We start from the raw sequence: 17,692 nt of genomic DNA on the forward strand, positions 1-17,692 counted from the left end.
TGACTTACGGTCGCCCTGAAGGGCAAGTCGGAGGACGGAGGTACCTGTGACTCAGCGTGTGCCGGTAGCGGCTCAGCGAGAAGCGTCCCAAATCGCGAATGAGGGCCTACGTCTTCTTCAGTTGGATGAAATCTGGAGCACTCAGAAGCAGGAAGAAGTCCATTACATCGACTATGAGGACGACCGTGACCGGCAGGCGTCGCTAATTGGTCTCGGGGAGGCGATGATTGAGGTACTCCGCAGCATCGCTGGAAAGCGTGACTTCCTGACGCGCGAGTACCCCCTGTTGGCGTCCGACGCGGTCAGCCGAAATATCGATCGACTCGACATCGGTGAGCGCGAGTTTTGGGACCGGATGAAGGATGCCGTCGAGTACATTGCCGAACACAAAGGGGAGGAGATCGATCGGATTCAGCAGCAGATGCAAGAACTGGGTCGTGGCGGAATGACCGCGGGTGATCTCACTCCGCGAATGCGTGGAGCGGTCACTGTTCTGGTGGGAGCGCTCCTGCTCGCTGGCTCCCTCGTCACGGGCGTTGCTCCCCCCGTCAGCGCGGCGCTTTTGACGCTCGGTGCCACGATGATTGCCGTCGGCTGGCCAGACTTGGTCAGGTAGCTGCCAGAGGTCCGCCGCTGAATCATCTGGTGGAACAAGCACGCCTCCGATGAACGGTTCAGCCAGGTAGCCAACAGGGCGATCATTGCCTGATGGGCACTAGGGCCCTCGGCAGCTGAACCGCAGGCCAAACAAGGCGGAACGGGGCGCTTGTGGGGCCCGTGTGGGGCACGAGGGCGTTGCTAGCAAAGAAGGCCAGGTCAAAAGGGCTGTTCTGAGTGGCCTGTAAATCTGCCGGCTTCGCCTTCCCAGGTTCGAATCCTGGCGCCGCCACAGGTGTGAAGGGGCCCCTGGATCGTAGAAATACGGTCCAGGGGCCCCTTTCGTATGGGCTCGGCGGCCGCCCCCGACCCGGCCCCGGAGTCAGTGCGCGGCCACCGCGCGAACCGCCTGGGTGATCGGGACATCGCCGTTGATCAGTTCCAGCGTCCGGCCGATCATGCCCGGCTCGGCGAGCAGCTCCGCGAGGGTGGCCGCGACGTCGTCCCGCGTCACCGCGCCGCGGCCGGTCGCGTCGGCCAGGGTCACCAGGCCGGTGCCGGGGTCGTCGGTCAGGCGGCCCGGCCGCAGGATGGTCCAGTCGAGACCGGCGCGGGCCCGTACGTCCGCGTCCGCTGCGCCCTTCGCCCGCAGATACGCCGCGAAGACCGGGTCGGTGCCCTCCGGCGGCTCACGGTCCGCGCCCATGGACGACACCACGAGGAAGCGCCGTACGCCCACGGCCTCGGCCGCGTCGGCGAAGAGGGAGGCGGCGCCGCGGTCCACGGACTCCTTCCGCTCGATGCCGCTGCCCGGCCCCGCGCCCGCCGCGAAGACGGCCGCGTCCGCGTCCTGGAGGTGTCGTGAGACTTCCTCCACCGATGCCGACTCCAGATCGCAGACCACCGGCTCCGCGCCCGCGGCCAGCAAGTCCCCGGCCTGCTCCGGACGGCGGATCATGCCCGCGACCTCATCCCCGCGCCCGGCGAGCAACCGCTCCAGCCGAAGCGCGATCTGACCATGTCCACCTGCGATGACAATGCGCATGGTGCCGACCGTACGCCGAAGTCGGCCGCACGCCGAAGGACCGGGCGGCGCGGCTCACGGGCTGTCAGCGGCCGTGCGCCGCAACGCTGTCGGGGCCTCGACTCAGCGCTGTGACTGGCGGGGCAGGTCCAACGCCACCTCGGCCGCCGAGTCGCAGTACTCACGCACCGCGCTGGTGCGCGCGACAACGCGCCCCCGGTGCACCACGATTCGGCTGTAGGCGAGGGAGAGCACCCCGGCGATCCGCTCCCCGCGTACCGCCAGCAGCTCGGCGGGGAAGCCCGCCTCGACGCGTACCTCCGGCAGGCCCAGCGTCGCTCGCGCCGCGCCGCTCACCGCCTCGTACGCCGCCTCCGGCGTGGCCTCGCCCAAGGAGGCCAGCAGGTACGCCGCCTCCAGGGGGTCGCCGCGGCCGACCGGGTTCGCCACGTCGCGCAGCGCCCCGCTGCCCGCCGCGACCCGCACCCCGGCGGCGCGCAGCAGCCGCACGGGGGCGGGCCGGGACACTCGTGAGCCGTAGCGCTCCAGGGCCGTGCAGTCGCCCTGCGGCAGGCAGACGACGGTGACGTCGGCGGCGGCGAGCTGCTCGGCGACCCGGGACGCCACACTGCGCGGCATCCGCGCCATCCCGGCGCACGGCCCCAAGGCCACGCCGGACCGAAGCCCGCCCGCCATCGCCGCGAAGCGTGCCAGCCGCGCCGGGTCGTCGCCGTCCGTGTGCAGGTCCACGGGGCAGCCGTGCTCCCCGGCCATCTCCAGGACCGTCTCCATGTATCCGGCCGGGTCGGGGTCGAGATCCGGGCAGCCGCCGATGACCGAGGCGCCCATCTTCACGGCGTCCCGCAGCATCGCCAGCCCGTCCGCGCCGGCCACCCCGGTCAGCACCCGCGGCACCGCCACCGCCGCCAGCTCCGCGAGGCCGCGCAGCGACCTGCGGGCCTGGAGCACCGCCTCCAGCGACCGCAGGCCCTGGACGCCGCCGATCCGCACATGGCTGCGGGAGGCGGTGGCCCCGTGCCCGAGTTGCAGCAGCGCGGCCTCCGTCGTGCGCCGTTGGACGTCCTCGGGCGAGTCGGAGGCGGGGCCGTCGGAGTCCGCCGTCAGGGCCGTGTCGCAGTGTGCGTGGGGTTCGGCGGGAGCGGGCAGCAGGAGATAGCCGGCGAGGTCCACGCGGGAACTCTGCGCCGGGAGGCTGCCGGTCGTCCCGACGGCCTCGATGTGCCCGCCGCCGAGCCGTACGTCCACTGTGCGACCGTCGGCGAGGCGGGCGCCGCACAGCAGCAGCGCACCGTTGTCCGACCTGGCGCGCCGACCGGAACGGTCGGGCTTCCCGGGCTGTCCCGGCTGTGGTTGCGGCTGCGGCGAACCGTCGGACATCGCGCTCCTCGAAGGCACGGGCGTGCAAGATCACGCAGCGTTCAGCCGAGCCTAGGGGGCCGTCGGGAGAGCATCGAGCAGGCGCGAAAAAGTCGTACCGGTGTGGTGCGCGAGGCGGCTGTGGGACGGCCCGGATTCGGATTTCACCTTTGGCTGCGGGCCGTGTAATGTCTTCATCGCTCGCCCCAATAGCTCAGTCGGCAGAGCGTCTCCATGGTAAGGAGAAGGTCTACGGTTCGATTCCGTATTGGGGCTCTGGTGTGAGGTTCCTCGCCTTCGGGCGGGGTCTCCCACATCGCAGCGGTGTAGCTCAGTCGGTAGAGCAAGCGGCTCATAATCGCTGTGTCACCGGTTCAAGTCCGGTCACCGCTACTGACAGTAGCCGATTGTGGGCTCGGTCCTCCGATCGGCTACTCTTTTATGCGTTCACCCGTCCATCCGTCCGTCAAGGAGCACTCACGTGGCTGCCACAGACGTCCGCCCGAAGATCACGCTGGCCTGCGTGGAGTGCAAGGAGCGGAACTACATCACCAAGAAGAACCGGCGCAACGACCCGGACCGTCTTGAGATGAAGAAGCACTGCCCCCGTTGCAACTCGCACACCGCGCACCGCGAGACGCGATAACTCAGGCTCGTTCGTGAGGCCGTCCCCATTTTTTGGGGGCGGCCTCACGGCGTTGTCACCACTTCAGTACAGGGAGGTTGCGAGCCCATGGCGCTCGACCCGTCTTTTGTCGGACGCACGTACCCGCCCACCGACCCGTACGAGGTCGGCCGGGAAAAGATCCGCGAATTCGCCGAGGCCATCGGCGACAGCAATCCCGCCTACACGGACCCCGAGACGGCCAAGGCCCTCGGGTATCCCGATGTGATCGCGCCGCCGACCTTTGTCTTCGCCATCAGCTTCAAGGCCGCGGGACAGGTCGTCGAGGACCCGCAACTGGGCCTGGACTACAGCCGGGTGGTACACGGCGATCAGAAGTTCGCCTACCGCCGTCCGGTGCGCAGCGGTGATCGACTGACCGTCACCTCCACCATCGAGGCGATCAAGACCATGGCGGGCAACGACATCATCGACATCCGCGGTGAGGTGCACGACGAGGCGGGCGAACACGTCGTGACCGCATTCACCAAGCTGGTGGCCCGCGCCGCCGAGGGGGCCTGAGATGACCGCGAAGATCTCCTACGACGACGTCGAGGTCGGCACCGAACTCCCGGCGCAGTCCTTTCCCGTGAGCCGCGCCACCCTCGTCCGGTACGCCGGCGCCTCCGGTGACTTCAACCCGATTCACTGGAACGAGAAGTTCGCCAAGGAGGTCGGACTGCCGGACGTCATCGCGCACGGCATGTTCACCATGGCCGAGGCGATCCGCGTGGTCACCGACTGGGCGGGCGACCCGGGTGCCGTCGCCGAGTACGGCGTGCGCTTCACCAAGCCCGTCATAGTCCCCAACGACGAGACCGGCGCGCTGATCGAGGTCAGCGCCAAGGTCGCGGCCAAGCTCGACGACAGCGACCGCACGGTCCGCGTCGACCTCACCGCGACCAGCGCCGGCCAGAAGGTGCTGGGCATGTCCCGCGCCGTGGTCCGGCTCGCCTAGCGACGGCGCCCGCAGGCCCTGAGCCGCCCCGCCCGGGGCGGCCAGGCCGACGGCTGCCGGCCCGCCCCCGTACCCTTGGGCGCGTGCAGGAACTCCACGACGCCCCCCTCGCCCCGCTGACCACCTTCCGGCTCGGTGGCCCCGCGACCCGCCTCGTCACGGCCACCACCGACGACGAGGTGATCGCGGCCGTCCGCGCGGCCGACGACGCCGGCACCCCCCTGCTGCTCATCGGCGGCGGCAGCAACCTCGTCATCGGCGACAAGGGCTTCGAGGGCACGGCGCTGCGCATCGCCACCCGGGGCTTCGCGCTCGACGGCACGGCCCTGACACTCGCCGCGGGCGAGAACTGGTCCGACGCGGTGGCCCGCACGGTCGAGGCCGGACTGGCCGGGGTCGAATGCCTGGCGGGCATCCCGGGATCCGCGGGCGCCACGCCGATCCAGAACGTCGGCGCGTACGGCCAGGAAGTCTCCGCCACCATCACCGAGGTCGTCGCCTACGACCGCCGGGTCGGCGAGACCGTCACGATCCCCAACGCCGACTGCGGCTTCTCCTACCGCCACAGCCGCTTCAAGCAGGACCCCGAGCGCTTCGTCGTGCTGCGGGTGCGGTTCGCCCTGGAGGACGCCGGCGGGCTCTCCGCGCCCCTGAAATACGCCGAGACCGCCCGCGTCCTCGGCGTCGAGCCCGGCGAGCGGGTGCCGGCCACCACCGCCAGGGAGACCGTCCTGGCCCTGCGCGCCGGCAAGGGCATGGTGCTGGACGCCGCCGACCACGACACCTGGTCGGCCGGCTCCTTCTTCACCAACCCGATCCTCACCGAGGCCGAGCACGCCGCCTTCGTGCAGCGCGTCCACGACCGCCTCGGGCCCGACACCGCACCCCCCGCCTTCCCGGCAGGCGACGGCCGGGTGAAGACCTCCGCCGCCTGGCTCATCGACCGCGCCGGGTTCACCAAGGGCTACGGCAGCGGGCCCGCCCGCATCTCCACCAAGCACACCCTCGCGCTCACCAACCGCGGTGAGGCCACCACCGAGGACCTCCTCGCCCTGGCCCGCGAGGTGCGCGACGGGGTGCACGCGGCCTTCGGCGTCGTGCTGGTCAACGAGCCCGTGACGGTCGGCGTCAGCCTGTAGCCGACGCCCGGTCGTCCGCCAGCCAGGCGTCGATGCCCGCCAGCAGGCGTTGCTGCTCGCCCTCCGGCGCCCGTGAGCCGCGGACCGACTGCCGGGCCAGCTCCGCCAGCTCGGCGTCGGTGAAGTGGTGTGCGGAGCGCGCGATCTCGTACTGCGCGGCCAGCCGCGCGCCGAACAGCAGCGGGTCGTCCGCGCCCAGCGCCATCGGCACCCCGGCCTCGAACAGCGTCCGCAGCGGCACGTCCTCGGGCTTCTCGTAGACCCCCAGCGCCACATTCGACGCCGGGCACACCTCGCAGGTCACGCCCCGGGAGGCCAGCCGGCGCAGCAGGGCGGGGTCCTCCGCCGCCCGTACGCCGTGCCCCACCCGCCCGGCGTGCAGATCGTCCAGACAGTCCCGCACGCTCGCCGGCCCCGACAGCTCACCGCCGTGCGGCGCCGCGAGCAGACCACCCTCCCGGGCGATGGCGAACGCGCGGTCGAAGTCCCGGGCGAATCCCCGGCGTTCGTCGTTGGACAGGCCGAAGCCGATGACGCCCCGATCGGCGTAGCGCACCGCGAGGCGCGCCAGTGTCCGGGCGTCCAGGGGGTGCTTCATCCGGTTCGCGGCGACGAGCACGCGGATGCCGAGACCGGTGTCCCGGGAGGCGCTCGCGACCGCGTCCAGGATGATCTCCAGCGCCGGGATCAGGCCGCCGAGCCGCGGCGCGTACGACGTCGGGTCGACCTGGATCTCCAGCCACCCCGACCCGTCCCGGACGTCCTCCTCGGCCGCCTCGCGCACCAGCCGCTGGATGTCCTCGGGGGACCGCAGGCACGACCGGGCGATGTCGTAGAGCCGCTGGAAGCGGAACCACCCGCGCTCGTCAGTGGCGCGCAGCTGGGGCGGCTCCCCGCCCCGGAGGGCCTCCGGCAGATGGACGCCGTACTTGTCGGCGAGCTCCAGCAGCGTCGTGGCCCGCATCGAACCGGTGAAATGCAGGTGCAGATGGGCCTTCGGCAACCGGCGGACCTCACGAAAGCTCTCCATCCAGAGATCTTGCCGCATGCACCCGGCACGCCGGTAGGGCCTTTCCCGAAGGGGTGTCCCGGGGAACGTGCGAGCGGGCGCCCGGAAGCCTCCGGACGCCCGCTCGCACGTGTGCCTCCCGGCCGCCCGAGGGCGGCCGGGAGACGCACCTCAGTCCTTCGCCTCGGCCAGCAGCTTCTGCAGCCGGGAGACGCCCTCGACCAGGTCCTCATCGCCCAGCGCGTAGGAAAGCCGCAGGTAACCGGGGGTGCCGAAGGCCTCGCCGGGAACGACCGCGACCTCCGCCTCCTCCAGGATCAGGCCGGCCAGCTCGACGCTGGTCTGCGGGCGCTTGCCGCGGATCTCCTTGCCCAGGAGCCCCTTCACCGACGGGTAGGCGTAGAACGCACCCTCCGGCTCCGGGCACAGCACGCCGTCGATCTCGTTGAGCATCCGCACGATCGTGCGACGCCGCCGGTCGAAGGCGACCTTCATCTCGTCGACTGCGGCGAGGTCACCGGAGACCGCCGCGATCGCCGCCGCCTGCGCGACGTTGGAGACGTTGGACGTGGCGTGCGACTGGAGGTTCGCGGCGGCCTTGATGACGTCCTTGGGGGCGATCGCCCAGCCCACGCGCCAGCCGGTCATCGCGTACGTCTTCGCCACACCGTTGACGATGATGCACTTGTCGCGCAGCTCCGGCACGACGACCGGCAGCGAGCTGAACTCGGCGTCGCCGTAGACCAGGTGCTCGTAGATCTCGTCGGTCATGACCCACAGGCCGTGCTCCGCGGCCCAGCGGCCGATCTCCTCGACCTGCTCGCGGCCGTAGACCGCACCGGTCGGGTTCGACGGCGAGACGAACAGCACCACCTTGGTGCGGGGCGTGCGGGCCGCCTCCAGCTGCTCCACGCTCACGCGGTACCCGGTGGTCTCGTCGGCGACCACGTCGACCGGCACGCCGCCCGCGAGGCGGATCGACTCGGGGTACGTGGTCCAGTACGGCGCCGGGACGATGACCTCGTCGCCCGGGTCGAGGATGGCCGCGAACGCCTCGTAGATGGCCTGCTTGCCGCCGTTGGTCACCAGAACGTTGGCGGCCTCGATCTCGTAGCCGGAGTCACGCAGCGTCTTCGCGACGATCGCGGACTTCAGCTCGGGGAGGCCGCCGGCCGGGGTGTAGCGGTGGAACTTGGGGTTGCGGCACGCCTCGACGGCCGCCTCGACGATGTAGTCGGGCGTGGGGAAGTCGGGCTCACCGGCGCCGAAGCCGATCACTGGACGCCCGGCGGCCTTGAGGGCCTTCGCCTTGGCGTCGACGGCGAGGGTCGCGGACTCGGAGATCGAGCCGACGCGAGCCGATACCCGGCGGTCGGTGGGCGATCCCTGGGGAGGGGTGGCGGGGGACGATGCAGAAGGAGTAGCAGCGCTCATATATGCATCGTCGCAGACCGCCGACCGGCCGGGCACATGGGTTTGGCGGCGCCACCCGGGACGTTTCTGTTCGACGCCCGGCCCGGAAGCACGTACACTCGCTGACCGTTGGCTCCCAACAGGCCGCCGCGACTCACGCACTTAGTGCAGTCGGCCGCATGCGGTAGGTTGGGGGAACCACAAAGGGTCGTAGCTCAATTGGTAGAGCACTGGTCTCCAAAACCAGCGGTTGGGGGTTCAAGTCCCTCCGGCCCTGCTACACGCACTTGGTCACTGAAAGTGTGTGCACGCGTACGTACTGAAATGCACCGCCGTGCGGCTCAACCGGGCGCGGCACGGCCACGACCCGGATTCAGGTGAGGACGAGTGACGGACGCCCTGGGCTCCATCGACATGCCTGAGCGCGGTCGTTCCGAGGATGCAACCGAAGACTCCGAGAAGAAGCCCCGTCGTGGCGGTAAGCGCGGCAAGAAGGGCCCCTTCGCGAGGCTCGCGCTCTTCTACCGCCAGGTCGTGGCGGAACTCCGCAAGGTTGTCTGGCCGTCGCGCAACCAGCTGTCGACGTACACCAGCGTGGTGATCGTCTTCGTTGTCATCATCATCGGTCTCGTAACCGTGATTGACTTGGGTATCAACCGAGTCGTCGGGTACGTCTTCGGCTGACCCCGCGGAGGGCGCCTCAGCGGGCGCCTTTTCGCATGTTCAACCCCTTGAAGCAAGGAAGAAGCAGCCACGTGTCTGACCCGAACCTGAACGACGCCGCCGAGCCCGTCGCGGCTGCAGAGGCCGACGTTGACGAGGCCGTCTCGGCCGAGGTCGAGGGCGACGACACCGCTCTGGAGATCGTCGAGAACGCCGACGGCGTCGATGAGCTCGACGCCGAGGACGCTGCTGCCGGCGAGCCCGCCGAAGAGGCCGCGGTGCACGTCGAGAACGATGAGGCCGACGAGGACGAGTCGGCGGAGCCGGCGGAGGAGCAGGAGCCGGTCGACCCGGTGGCCGCCCTCCGTGACGAGCTGCGCACTCTCCCCGGCGAGTGGTACGTCATCCACACCTACGCGGGTTACGAGAACCGTGTGAAGACCAACCTCGAGCAGCGCGCCGTCTCGCTGAACGTCGAGGACTTCATCTTCCAGGCCGAGGTGCCGCAGGAAGAGGTCGCCCAGATCAAGAACGGCGAGCGCAAGACCGTCCGGCAGAACAAGCTCCCCGGGTACGTCCTGGTGCGCATGGACCTGACGAACGAGTCCTGGGGCGTCGTCCGTAACACCCCGGGTGTCACGGGCTTCGTCGGCAACGCCTACGACCCGTACCCGCTGACGCTGGACGAGATCGTCAAGATGCTCGCACCGGAGGCCGAGGAGAAGGCCGCCAAGGAGGCCGCCGCGGCCGAGGGCAAGCCGGCGCCGTCCCGCAAGGTCGAGGTCCAGGTGCTGGACTTCGAGGTGGGCGACTCCGTCACCGTCACCGACGGCCCGTTCGCGACGCTGCAGGCGACGATCAACGAGATCAACGCCGACTCGAAGAAGGTCAAGGGCCTGGTCGAGATCTTCGGCCGCGAGACCCCGGTCGAGCTCAGCTTCGACCAGATCCAGAAGAACTAGTTTCTTCCGGAACACCAGCCATACCGAGCAGGTCAGACGGGCTTCGCGGCCCGTCTGACCTGCTCGGTTTTTGGCCGCGCGACTATACCCGTTATCGTTGTGCGGTATGCCTCCATCCGGATGACCGGATCGCGAGGCGAAACAACTCTCACTAGGACCCGGAGAGAGCATGCCTCCCAAGAAGAAGAAGGTCACGGGGCTTATCAAGCTCCAGATCAGCGCCGGCGCCGCAAACCCGGCTCCGCCGGTCGGCCCCGCGCTGGGCCAGCACGGCGTCAACATCATGGAGTTCTGCAAGGCCTACAACGCAGCGACCGAGTCGCAGCGTGGCATGGTCGTGCCGGTGGAGATCACGGTCTACGAAGACCGCTCCTTCACCTTCATCACGAAGACTCCGCCGGCCGCGAAGCTGATCCTCAAGGCCGCGGGTGTGGAGAAGGGCTCCGGCGAGCCGCACACCAAGAAGGTCGCGAAGATCACCGACGCCCAGGTGCGCGAGATCGCCACGACCAAGATGCCCGACCTGAACGCGAATGACCTGGACGCCGCGGCGAAGATCATCGCCGGCACCGCGCGTTCCATGGGCATCACGGTCGAGGGCTGACCGCCACCTCGTAGGCACCCCGTGGCAGGGCCAGGCGCTGGCCCGCACCACGACTCCATCTCCATCACTCAGGAGCAGCAGTGAAGCGCAGCAAGACTCTTCGCAACGCGGACGCGAAGATCGACCGGGAGCGTCTGTACGCCCCGCTCGAGGCCGTCCGTCTCGCCAAGGACACCTCGTCCGCCAAGTTCGACGCGACCGTCGAGGTTGCCATGCGTCTGGGCGTTGACCCGCGCAAGGCCGACCAGATGGTCCGTGGCACCGTGAACCTTCCGCACGGCACCGGTAAGACCGCCCGGGTCCTGGTCTTCGCGACCGGTGACCGTGCTGCGGCCGCGGAAGCCGCCGGCGCCGACATCGTCGGCTCCGACGAACTGATCGACGAGGTCTCCAAGGGCCGTCTGGACTTCGACGCCGTCGTCGCCACCCCGGACCTCATGGGCAAGGTCGGCCGCCTCGGCCGCGTGCTCGGTCCGCGTGGTCTGATGCCGAACCCGAAGACCGGCACCGTCACCCCGGATGTCGCCAAGGCTGTCACCGACATCAAGGGCGGCAAGATCGAGTTCCGCGTGGACAAGCACGCGAACCTCCACTTCATCATCGGCAAGGTCTCCTTCGACGAGACCAAGCTGGTGGAGAACTACGCCGCGGCGCTCGAGGAGATCAACCGCCTCAAGCCGTCCGCCGCCAAGGGCCGCTACATCAAGAAGGCGACCATCACCACCACGATGGGCCCCGGCATCCCGCTGGACTCCAACCGCACCCGCAACCTCCTTGTCGAGGACGAGGCCGTCTGATCTCCTGATCGACGCCCCGTAGCGCGCGATACGTGCCCTCAGGCCCCGTCCTCCCTTGGGAGAACGGGGCCTGAGGCGTTCCGTGTCGGTGCCCTGCACTACAGTCACCCCCGAGGTCCATAAAGGTGATCTAAAAGGGGGAGCCTCACATGCGTAGCACTCGTATGACCGCCGCTGTGGCGGGAGTTGTCATGATGGCCGGTCTCACCGCCTGTAGCGGTGGCAACAGCGGTGGCGGTGGCGGGAGCGACGCGGCGGGGGAGAAGTCTCCGTTGCAGGCCGCGCTGGCCACGCTGCGGACCGCCTCGCAGCAGACGGGCGGCGAGAAGTCCGCCAAGGTCGAGGGCACGGTCAAGAACGGACCGTCGAACCAGACCATGAAGGGTGCCCTGGACTGGTCCCAGGGCATGCGGATGAACGTCGACATCACCCAGTCCGGCGCGCAGTCCCCGGTGGCGGGCAAGCCCATCAAGGCGCTCTACACGCCGCAGGCGATGTTCATGAACATGGGCGCCGCCGGGATGCCGGTGGGCGGCAAGTCCTGGGTGAAGTACGACTACGACGCCCTGGCGAAGAAGATGGGTCCGGCGGGCGCGCTGCTCAAGGACCAGATGCAGAACAACAACCCGACCCGCGCGATGGAGCTGCTGATCGCCTCGGGCAAGGTCAAGGAAGTCGGCAAGGAAGACGTCCGCGGCGTCCAGGCGACCCACTTCACCGGCACGCTCTCGGTGGCCGAGCTGACCCGTATGCAGTCCAAGAACATCAGCGAGGCGGACATCAACGCCCTCCAGCAGCAGCTGGAGCAGTCGGGCACGAAGAACGAGACCATCGATCTGTGGATCAACGCGGACAACCTGCTGGTCAAGAAGCGCGAGCTGACCGACAGCAAGACCGCCGTCTTCGACTCGACGGTGTTCTACTCCGACTACGGCACCGAGGTCACGGTCGAGGAGCCGCCGGCGGGCGACACCGTGGACTTCGACAAGATCTCCCAGTAGACGGACCGAGGGGGCGTCATGGGCGCCCCCTCTTTGCCAATTTGCCTGAGCGCAGGGCGTCCCGTACCGTATGCGAGAAGCCAAAGACCGCTGGTTGTCTCTGCGCGTCCGATCTCGGGCGTGTGGTGGCCGAAGGATCCGCTAGCTATTGCGGACGGCCTGCGCAGGTATGTGTGGATGAACTCCCGGACGTATGTCCGGTCGAGTCACGCCCCGTGCGCCTGCGCCGGGGCGTTTGTTTTGCCCAGCCCCTTCTGCGCGGTCCTCATCACCCGGAAGGAGGCCGAGGCTCATGGCGAGGCCCGACAAGGTCGCAGCTGTCGAGGAGATTACGAACAAGTTCCGTAACTCCAACGCTGCTGTAGTGACCGCGTACACCGGTCTTACCGTTGCGCAGCTCAAGGAGCTGCGTCGTTCGCTCGGTGAGAACGCTCAGTACCGTGTGGTGAAGAACACGCTGACCAAGATCGCGGCCAATGAGGCCGGGATTCAGCTGGACGAGCACCTCAAGGGCTCGACCGCTGTTGCCTTCGTTACCGGTGACCCGGTCACGGCGGCGAAGGGTCTTCGTGACTTCGCCAAGGAGAACCCCGCTCTCGTCATCCAGGGCGGTGTCCTTGACGGCAAGGCGCTGTCCGCCGACGAGATCAAGAAGCTTGCGGACCTCGAGTCCCGCGAGGTTCTGCTCGCCAAGCTGGCGGGTGGCATGAAGGCGTCCATGGCCAAGGCCGCGGCGACCTTCCAGGCCCCGCTCACGAAGTTCGCCCGCACCGCGGACGCGCTTCGCAGCAAGGTCGAGCAGGGCGGTGCCGGTACGCCGGCTCCCGCCGAGGCTGCCGAGTAGCACTCACATACCCCTCGCGGGGTGTGGCTCTCAGTAGTCCAGCGGGCCCGTACGCCCGCCATTCATGTACATCCGGCACCAGCCGAATTAGTGGAAGGACCGCCACCATGGCGAAGCTCAGCCAGGAAGACCTGCTCGCGCAGTTCGAAGAGATGACCCTCATCGAGCTCTCCGAGTTCGTCAAGCTCTTCGAGGAGAAGTTCGACGTCGAGGCTGCCGCCCCGGTCGCCGTTGCCGCCGCCGGTGCCCCGGGCGCCCCGGCCGCCGAGGTCGAGGAGCAGGACGAGTTCGACGTCATCCTCACCGGCGCCGGCGACAAGAAGATCCAGGTCATCAAGGTCGTGCGTGAGCTGACCTCCCTGGGCCTGAAGGAGGCCAAGGACCTCGTCGACGGCACCCCGAAGCCCGTCCTCGAGAAGGTCGACAAGGCCGCCGCGGACAAGGCCGCCGAGTCCCTCAAGGGCGCCGGCGCCTCGGTCGAGGTCAAGTGACTTCACTGAGTCTCTGACTCACGTCCTGGGCGCCTGAGGCGCTCGGGGCACAGCGAAGGGCGATCACCCATGCGGGTGGTCGCCCTTCGGCGCTCTCCGCCACTGCTGCGTTGGCCCGGCCCGACGTGCGAGTATGGTGATCTTCGTCGTCCGAACGTGCCCCATGTGACGATCTCCCTGAGGTGGGGGGCCTTGACGAACCGGACGCGGCGCGCAATTCTCGGGACGCGACGCAGAAGCGATCCAGGGTCCGAGGCATGGATCGCGGACGAAGAGGGAAGCATCGGTGTGCGCCACTGGCGCAGGGCTTTCGGCAGGCGCAGGGCATTGGGCGTAGAGAAGAACAACGAGGGGCTCCTCCGGTTCGGAGGATGCGCCCTCCCGGAGGGAGAAGATCGGTATCACGGTGCTGAGCCGGTCTCCGGAACCTCGCTCTGGACATCAGTGTGCCAAGTGGCTACACTGACCCTTTGCGCTGCCTGTTAGCTGCTCCCTGCCCGTCACCAGGGGCATACCTGAATCCGAGTCCAGTTGAATGACCGCCCCGACCAGGGCTTTCCGTCCGACTGCTCGATCCGGGACCGGTACGCGCGTAGTGAGTCCGAGCCCTCGGAAGGACCCCCTCTTGGCCGCCTCGCGCAACGCCTCGACTGCCAATACGAACAACGGCGACAGCACCGCCCCGCTGCGCATCTCTTTTGCGAAGATCAAGGAGCCCCTCGGGGTTCCGAACCTCCTTGCGCTGCAGACCGAAAGCTTCGACTGGCTGCTCGGCAATGCCGCATGGAAGGGTCGCGTCGAGGCTGCGCTGGAGAGTGGGCAGGAAGTCCCCACCAAGTCCGGTCTCGAAGAGATCTTTGAAGAGATCTCCCCGATCGAAGACTTCTCCGGGTCGATGTCGCTGACGTTCCGCGACCACCGCTTCGAGCCCCCGAAGAACTCCATCGACGAGTGCAAGGAGCGCGACTTCACGTACGCGGCTCCGCTCTTCGTCACCGCCGAGTTCACCAACAACGAGACCGGCGAGATCAAGTCCCAGACGGTCTTCATGGGCGACTTCCCGCTCATGACGAACAAGGGCACCTTCTGCATCAACGGCACCGAGCGTGTCGTCGTCTCGCAGCTGGTCCGCTCGCCGGGCGTCTACTTCGACAGCTCCATCGACAAGACGTCCGACAAGGACATCTTCTCGGCCAAGGTCATCCCGTCCCGCGGTGCCTGGCTGGAGCTGGAGATCGACAAGCGCGACATGGTCGGTGTGCGCATCGACCGTAAGCGCAAGCAGTCCGTGACCGTCCTGCTCAAGGCTCTCGGTTGGACGACCGAGCAGATCCTTGAGGAGTTCGGCGAGTACGAGTCCATGCGCGCCACCCTGGAGAAGGACCACACCCAGGGCCAGGACGACGCGCTGCTCGACATCTACCGCAAGCTGCGTCCGGGCGAGCCGCCCACCCGTGAGGCCGCGCAGACGCTGCTCGAGAACCTCTACTTCAACCCGAAGCGTTACGACCTCGCCAAGGTCGGCCGCTACAAGGTCAACAAGAAGCTCGGTGGCGACGAGCCGCTCGACGCGGGTGTGCTGACCACCGACGACGTCATCGCGACGATCAAGTACCTGGTCAAGCTGCACGCCGGCGAGACCGAGACGACCGGCGAGTCCGGCCGGACGATCGTCGTCGAGACCGACGACATCGACCACTTCGGCAACCGTCGTCTGCGTAACGTCGGCGAGCTCATCCAGAACCAGGTCCGCACGGGTCTGGCTCGTATGGAGCGCGTCGTGCGTGAGCGCATGACCACCCAGGACGTCGAGGCGATCACGCCGCAGACCCTGATCAACATCCGGCCGGTCGTCGCCTCCATCAAGGAGTTCTTCGGCACCAGCCAGCTGTCGCAGTTCATGGACCAGACCAACCCGCTGTCGGGTCTGACCCACAAGCGTCGTCTGTCGGCGCTGGGCCCGGGTGGTCTGTCCCGTGAGCGGGCCGGTCTGGACGTCCGTGACGTGCACCCCTCGCACTACGGCCGCATGTGCCCGATTGAGACCCCTGAAGGTCCCAACATCGGTCTGATCGGCTCGCTGGCCTCCTACGGCCGGGTCAACGTCTTCGGCTTCATCGAGACGCCCTACCGCAAGGTCGTCGACGGCCAGGTCACCGAGGAGGTGGACTACCTCACCGCCGATGAGGAGGACCGCTTCCTGATCGCGCAGGCCAACGCGCCGCTGACCGAGGACATGCACTTCGCCGAGCAGCGTGTGCTGGTTCGCCGTCGTGGCGGCGAGGTCGACCTCGTCACCGTCGACGAGGTGGACTTCATGGACGTCTCGCCGCGCCAGATGGTGTCGGCCGCGACCGCCATGATCCCGTTCCTCGAGCACGACGACGCCAACCGCGCGCTCATGGGATCGAACATGATGCGCCAGGCCGTTCCGCTGATCAAGGCGGAGGCCCCGCTGGTCGGCACCGGCATGGAGTACCGCTGTGCGGTCGACGCCGGTGACGTCATCAAGGCGGAGAAGGACGGTGTGGTCCAGGAGGTCTCCGCGGACTACGTCACCGTCGCCAACGACGACGGCACGTACACCACGTACCGCGTCGCCAAGTTCACCCGCTCCAACCAGGGCACCTCCTTCAACCAGAAGGTCGTCGTGGACGAGGGCGCGCGGGTCATCGAGGGCCAGGTCCTCGCCGACGGTCCGTCCACGGACGAAGGCGAGATGGCGCTCGGCAAGAACCTGCTCGTGGCGTTCATGCCCTGGGAGGGTCACAACTACGAGGACGCGATCATCCTGTCGCAGCGCCTCGTGCAGGACGACGTCCTCTCCTCGATCCACATCGAGGAGCACGAGGTCGACGCCCGTGACACCAAGCTGGGCCCCGAGGAGATCACCCGGGACATCCCGAACGTCTCCGAAGAGGTCCTCTCCGACCTCGACGAGCGCGGCATCATCCGGATCGGTGCCGAGGTCGTCGCCGGCGACATCCTCGTCGGCAAGGTCACGCCCAAGGGTGAGACCGAGCTGACCCCCGAGGAGCGCCTGCTCCGCGCGATCTTCGGCGAGAAGGCGCGCGAGGTGCGCGACACCTCGCTGAAGGTGCCGCACGGTGAGATCGGCAAGGTCATCGGCGTCCGCGTCTTCGACCGCGAAGAGGGCGACGAGCTGCCCCCGGGCGTGAACCAGCTGGTCCGCGTCTACGTCGCTCAGAAGCGCAAGATCACCGATGGTGACAAGCTCGCCGGCCGTCACGGCAACAAGGGCGTCATCTCGAAGATCCTGCCGGTCGAGGACATGCCGTTCCTGGAGGACGGCACCCCGGTCGACATCATCCTCAACCCGCTGGGTGTCCCGTCCCGAATGAACCCGGGCCAGGTCCTGGAGATCCACCTCGGCTGGCTCGCCAGCCAGGGCTGGAAGGTCGAGGGTGTCGAGGAGGAGTGGAAGAAGCGTCTCCACGCCATCTCCGCCGACGAGGTCGCCCCCGGCTCCAACGTCGCCACCCCGGTGTTCGACGGTGCGCGCGAGGACGAGATCTCCGGTCTCTTCGAGTCCACGATCCCGAACCGCGACGGCGAGCGCATGGTGAAGGGCTCCGGCAAGGCGCGGCTGTTCGACGGCCGCTCCGGTGAGCCGTTCCCCGAGCCGATCTCGATCGGCTACATGTACATCCTCAAGCTCCACCACCTGGTCGACGACAAGCTGCACGCGCGTTCGACCGGTCCGTACTCGATGATCACCCAGCAGCCGCTCGGTGGTAAGGCCCAGTTCGGTGGCCAGCGCTTCGGTGAGATGGAGGTGTGGGCGCTGGAGGCTTATGGCGCCGCGTACGCCCTCCAGGAGCTGCTGACGATCAAGTCCGATGACGTGACCGGCCGCGTGAAGGTCTACGAGGCCATCGTCAAGGGCGAGAACATCCCCGAGCCGGGCATCCCCGAGTCCTTCAAGGTGCTCATCAAGGAGATGCAGTCCCTGTGCCTCAACGTGGAGGTGCTGTCCTCGGACGGCATGTCCATCGAGATGCGGGACACCGACGAGGACGTCTTCCGTGCAGCGGAAGAGCTCGGTATCGACCTGTCCCGGCGCGAGCCGAGCAGCGTCGAAGAGGTCTGACGGGTCTGGGAGGGGCTCCCACAAGGAGCTCCTCCCTC

At 68.2% G+C, this 17,692-nt stretch carries 17 protein-coding genes and 3 tRNA genes; 16 read left to right on the plus strand and 4 right to left on the minus strand.

Annotation, left to right across the window (positions count from 1 at the left end):
• Positions 1-46: 46 nt before the first annotated feature.
• Positions 47-616, plus strand: a complete 570-nt coding sequence (locus tag ACH4FH_RS00840; protein ID WP_398553578.1) for a hypothetical protein — start codon at positions 47-49, stop codon at positions 614-616.
• 363 nt (positions 617-979) lie between these two features.
• Here ACH4FH_RS00840 and ACH4FH_RS00845 read toward each other — a convergent pair whose 3' ends face one another.
• Both ACH4FH_RS00845 and ACH4FH_RS00850 read right to left on the minus strand, forming a co-directional pair.
• Positions 980-1,642: an SDR family oxidoreductase gene (locus ACH4FH_RS00845; RefSeq protein ID WP_398553579.1), complete on the minus strand. Its 663-nt coding sequence runs from the start codon at positions 1,640-1,642 to the stop codon at positions 980-982.
• Between the two features lie 102 nt (positions 1,643-1,744).
• Entirely contained in the window at positions 1,745-3,019 is a 1,275-nt protein-coding gene (locus ACH4FH_RS00850) for an amidohydrolase family protein (protein WP_398553580.1), read from the minus strand.
• Positions 3,020-3,201: 182 nt separating this feature from the next.
• Between ACH4FH_RS00850 and ACH4FH_RS00855 the strand changes: the two genes are divergently transcribed.
• The 6 genes from ACH4FH_RS00855 (at position 3,202) to ACH4FH_RS00880 (ending at position 5,759) form a co-directional block, all read left to right on the plus strand.
• A tRNA-Thr gene (locus tag ACH4FH_RS00855) sits at positions 3,202-3,274 on the plus strand.
• 44 nt (positions 3,275-3,318) lie between these two features.
• Positions 3,319-3,391: transfer RNA gene (locus ACH4FH_RS00860), tRNA-Met, on the plus strand.
• Between the two features lie 88 nt (positions 3,392-3,479).
• Complete coding sequence (gene rpmG / locus ACH4FH_RS00865) at positions 3,480-3,644, plus strand: 50S ribosomal protein L33 (RefSeq protein ID WP_006604855.1); 165 nt, start codon at positions 3,480-3,482, stop codon at positions 3,642-3,644.
• 87 nt (positions 3,645-3,731) lie between these two features.
• Positions 3,732-4,184 carry a MaoC family dehydratase N-terminal domain-containing protein gene (locus tag ACH4FH_RS00870; protein ID WP_398553581.1) on the plus strand — a complete coding sequence of 151 codons (453 nt, stop codon included), beginning with the start codon at positions 3,732-3,734 and terminating at the stop codon, positions 4,182-4,184.
• A 1-nt stretch (position 4,185) separates the two neighbouring features.
• On the plus strand, positions 4,186-4,620 hold the full coding sequence (locus tag ACH4FH_RS00875; protein WP_398553582.1) for a MaoC family dehydratase: 435 nt from the start codon (positions 4,186-4,188) through the stop codon (positions 4,618-4,620).
• Positions 4,621-4,703: 83 nt separating this feature from the next.
• Positions 4,704-5,759 (plus strand): UDP-N-acetylmuramate dehydrogenase, encoded by a 1,056-nt coding sequence (locus ACH4FH_RS00880; RefSeq protein WP_398553583.1) that lies wholly within the window; start codon positions 4,704-4,706, stop codon positions 5,757-5,759.
• Here the strand turns inward: ACH4FH_RS00880 and ACH4FH_RS00885 are convergent.
• Together ACH4FH_RS00885 and ACH4FH_RS00890 are read right to left on the minus strand one after the other, a co-directional pair.
• Positions 5,749-6,789, minus strand: a complete 1,041-nt coding sequence (locus tag ACH4FH_RS00885) for an adenosine deaminase (RefSeq protein ID WP_398553584.1) — start codon at positions 6,787-6,789, stop codon at positions 5,749-5,751. The genes ACH4FH_RS00880 and ACH4FH_RS00885 overlap by 11 nt on opposite strands.
• A gap of 150 nt (positions 6,790-6,939) precedes the next feature.
• The gene (locus ACH4FH_RS00890; RefSeq protein WP_398553585.1) at positions 6,940-8,202 is read right to left on the minus strand and encodes a pyridoxal phosphate-dependent aminotransferase; all 1,263 of its coding nucleotides are present in this window, start codon (positions 8,200-8,202) and stop codon (positions 6,940-6,942) included.
• A 183-nt stretch (positions 8,203-8,385) separates the two neighbouring features.
• On the opposite strand from ACH4FH_RS00890, the gene ACH4FH_RS00895 reads away from it, so the two are divergent.
• The 9 genes from ACH4FH_RS00895 to rpoB all read left to right on the plus strand — a co-directional run bounded on the left by ACH4FH_RS00895 (position 8,386) and on the right by rpoB (position 17,654).
• Positions 8,386-8,458, plus strand: a tRNA-Trp gene (locus ACH4FH_RS00895).
• Positions 8,459-8,568: 110 nt separating this feature from the next.
• Complete coding sequence (gene secE, locus ACH4FH_RS00900; protein ID WP_398553586.1) at positions 8,569-8,865, plus strand: preprotein translocase subunit SecE; 297 nt, start codon at positions 8,569-8,571, stop codon at positions 8,863-8,865.
• Positions 8,866-8,936: 71 nt separating this feature from the next.
• Positions 8,937-9,806, plus strand: a complete 870-nt coding sequence (gene nusG, locus ACH4FH_RS00905) for a transcription termination/antitermination protein NusG (protein ID WP_398553587.1) — start codon at positions 8,937-8,939, stop codon at positions 9,804-9,806.
• Positions 9,807-9,975: 169 nt separating this feature from the next.
• Positions 9,976-10,410 carry a 50S ribosomal protein L11 gene (gene rplK / locus ACH4FH_RS00910; RefSeq protein WP_398553588.1) on the plus strand — a complete coding sequence of 145 codons (435 nt, stop codon included), beginning with the start codon at positions 9,976-9,978 and terminating at the stop codon, positions 10,408-10,410.
• An 80-nt stretch (positions 10,411-10,490) separates the two neighbouring features.
• Positions 10,491-11,207, plus strand: a complete 717-nt coding sequence (gene rplA / locus ACH4FH_RS00915; RefSeq protein ID WP_398553589.1) for a 50S ribosomal protein L1 — start codon at positions 10,491-10,493, stop codon at positions 11,205-11,207.
• Between the two features lie 149 nt (positions 11,208-11,356).
• Positions 11,357-12,208 (plus strand): hypothetical protein, encoded by an 852-nt coding sequence (locus ACH4FH_RS00920; protein WP_398553590.1) that lies wholly within the window; start codon positions 11,357-11,359, stop codon positions 12,206-12,208.
• Between the two features lie 292 nt (positions 12,209-12,500).
• The gene (gene rplJ, locus ACH4FH_RS00925) at positions 12,501-13,052 is read left to right on the plus strand and encodes a 50S ribosomal protein L10 (protein ID WP_393892715.1); all 552 of its coding nucleotides are present in this window, start codon (positions 12,501-12,503) and stop codon (positions 13,050-13,052) included.
• Positions 13,053-13,159: 107 nt separating this feature from the next.
• Complete coding sequence (rplL, locus tag ACH4FH_RS00930; protein WP_398553591.1) at positions 13,160-13,543, plus strand: 50S ribosomal protein L7/L12; 384 nt, start codon at positions 13,160-13,162, stop codon at positions 13,541-13,543.
• Positions 13,544-14,168: 625 nt separating this feature from the next.
• The gene (rpoB, locus tag ACH4FH_RS00935) at positions 14,169-17,654 is read left to right on the plus strand and encodes a DNA-directed RNA polymerase subunit beta (protein WP_398553592.1); all 3,486 of its coding nucleotides are present in this window, start codon (positions 14,169-14,171) and stop codon (positions 17,652-17,654) included.
• Positions 17,655-17,692: the final 38 nt, after the last annotated feature.

The sequence above is a fragment of the Streptomyces sp. NPDC017993 genome (assembly GCF_044328065.1).
Classification (GTDB): Bacteria; Actinomycetota; Actinomycetes; order Streptomycetales; family Streptomycetaceae; genus Streptomyces.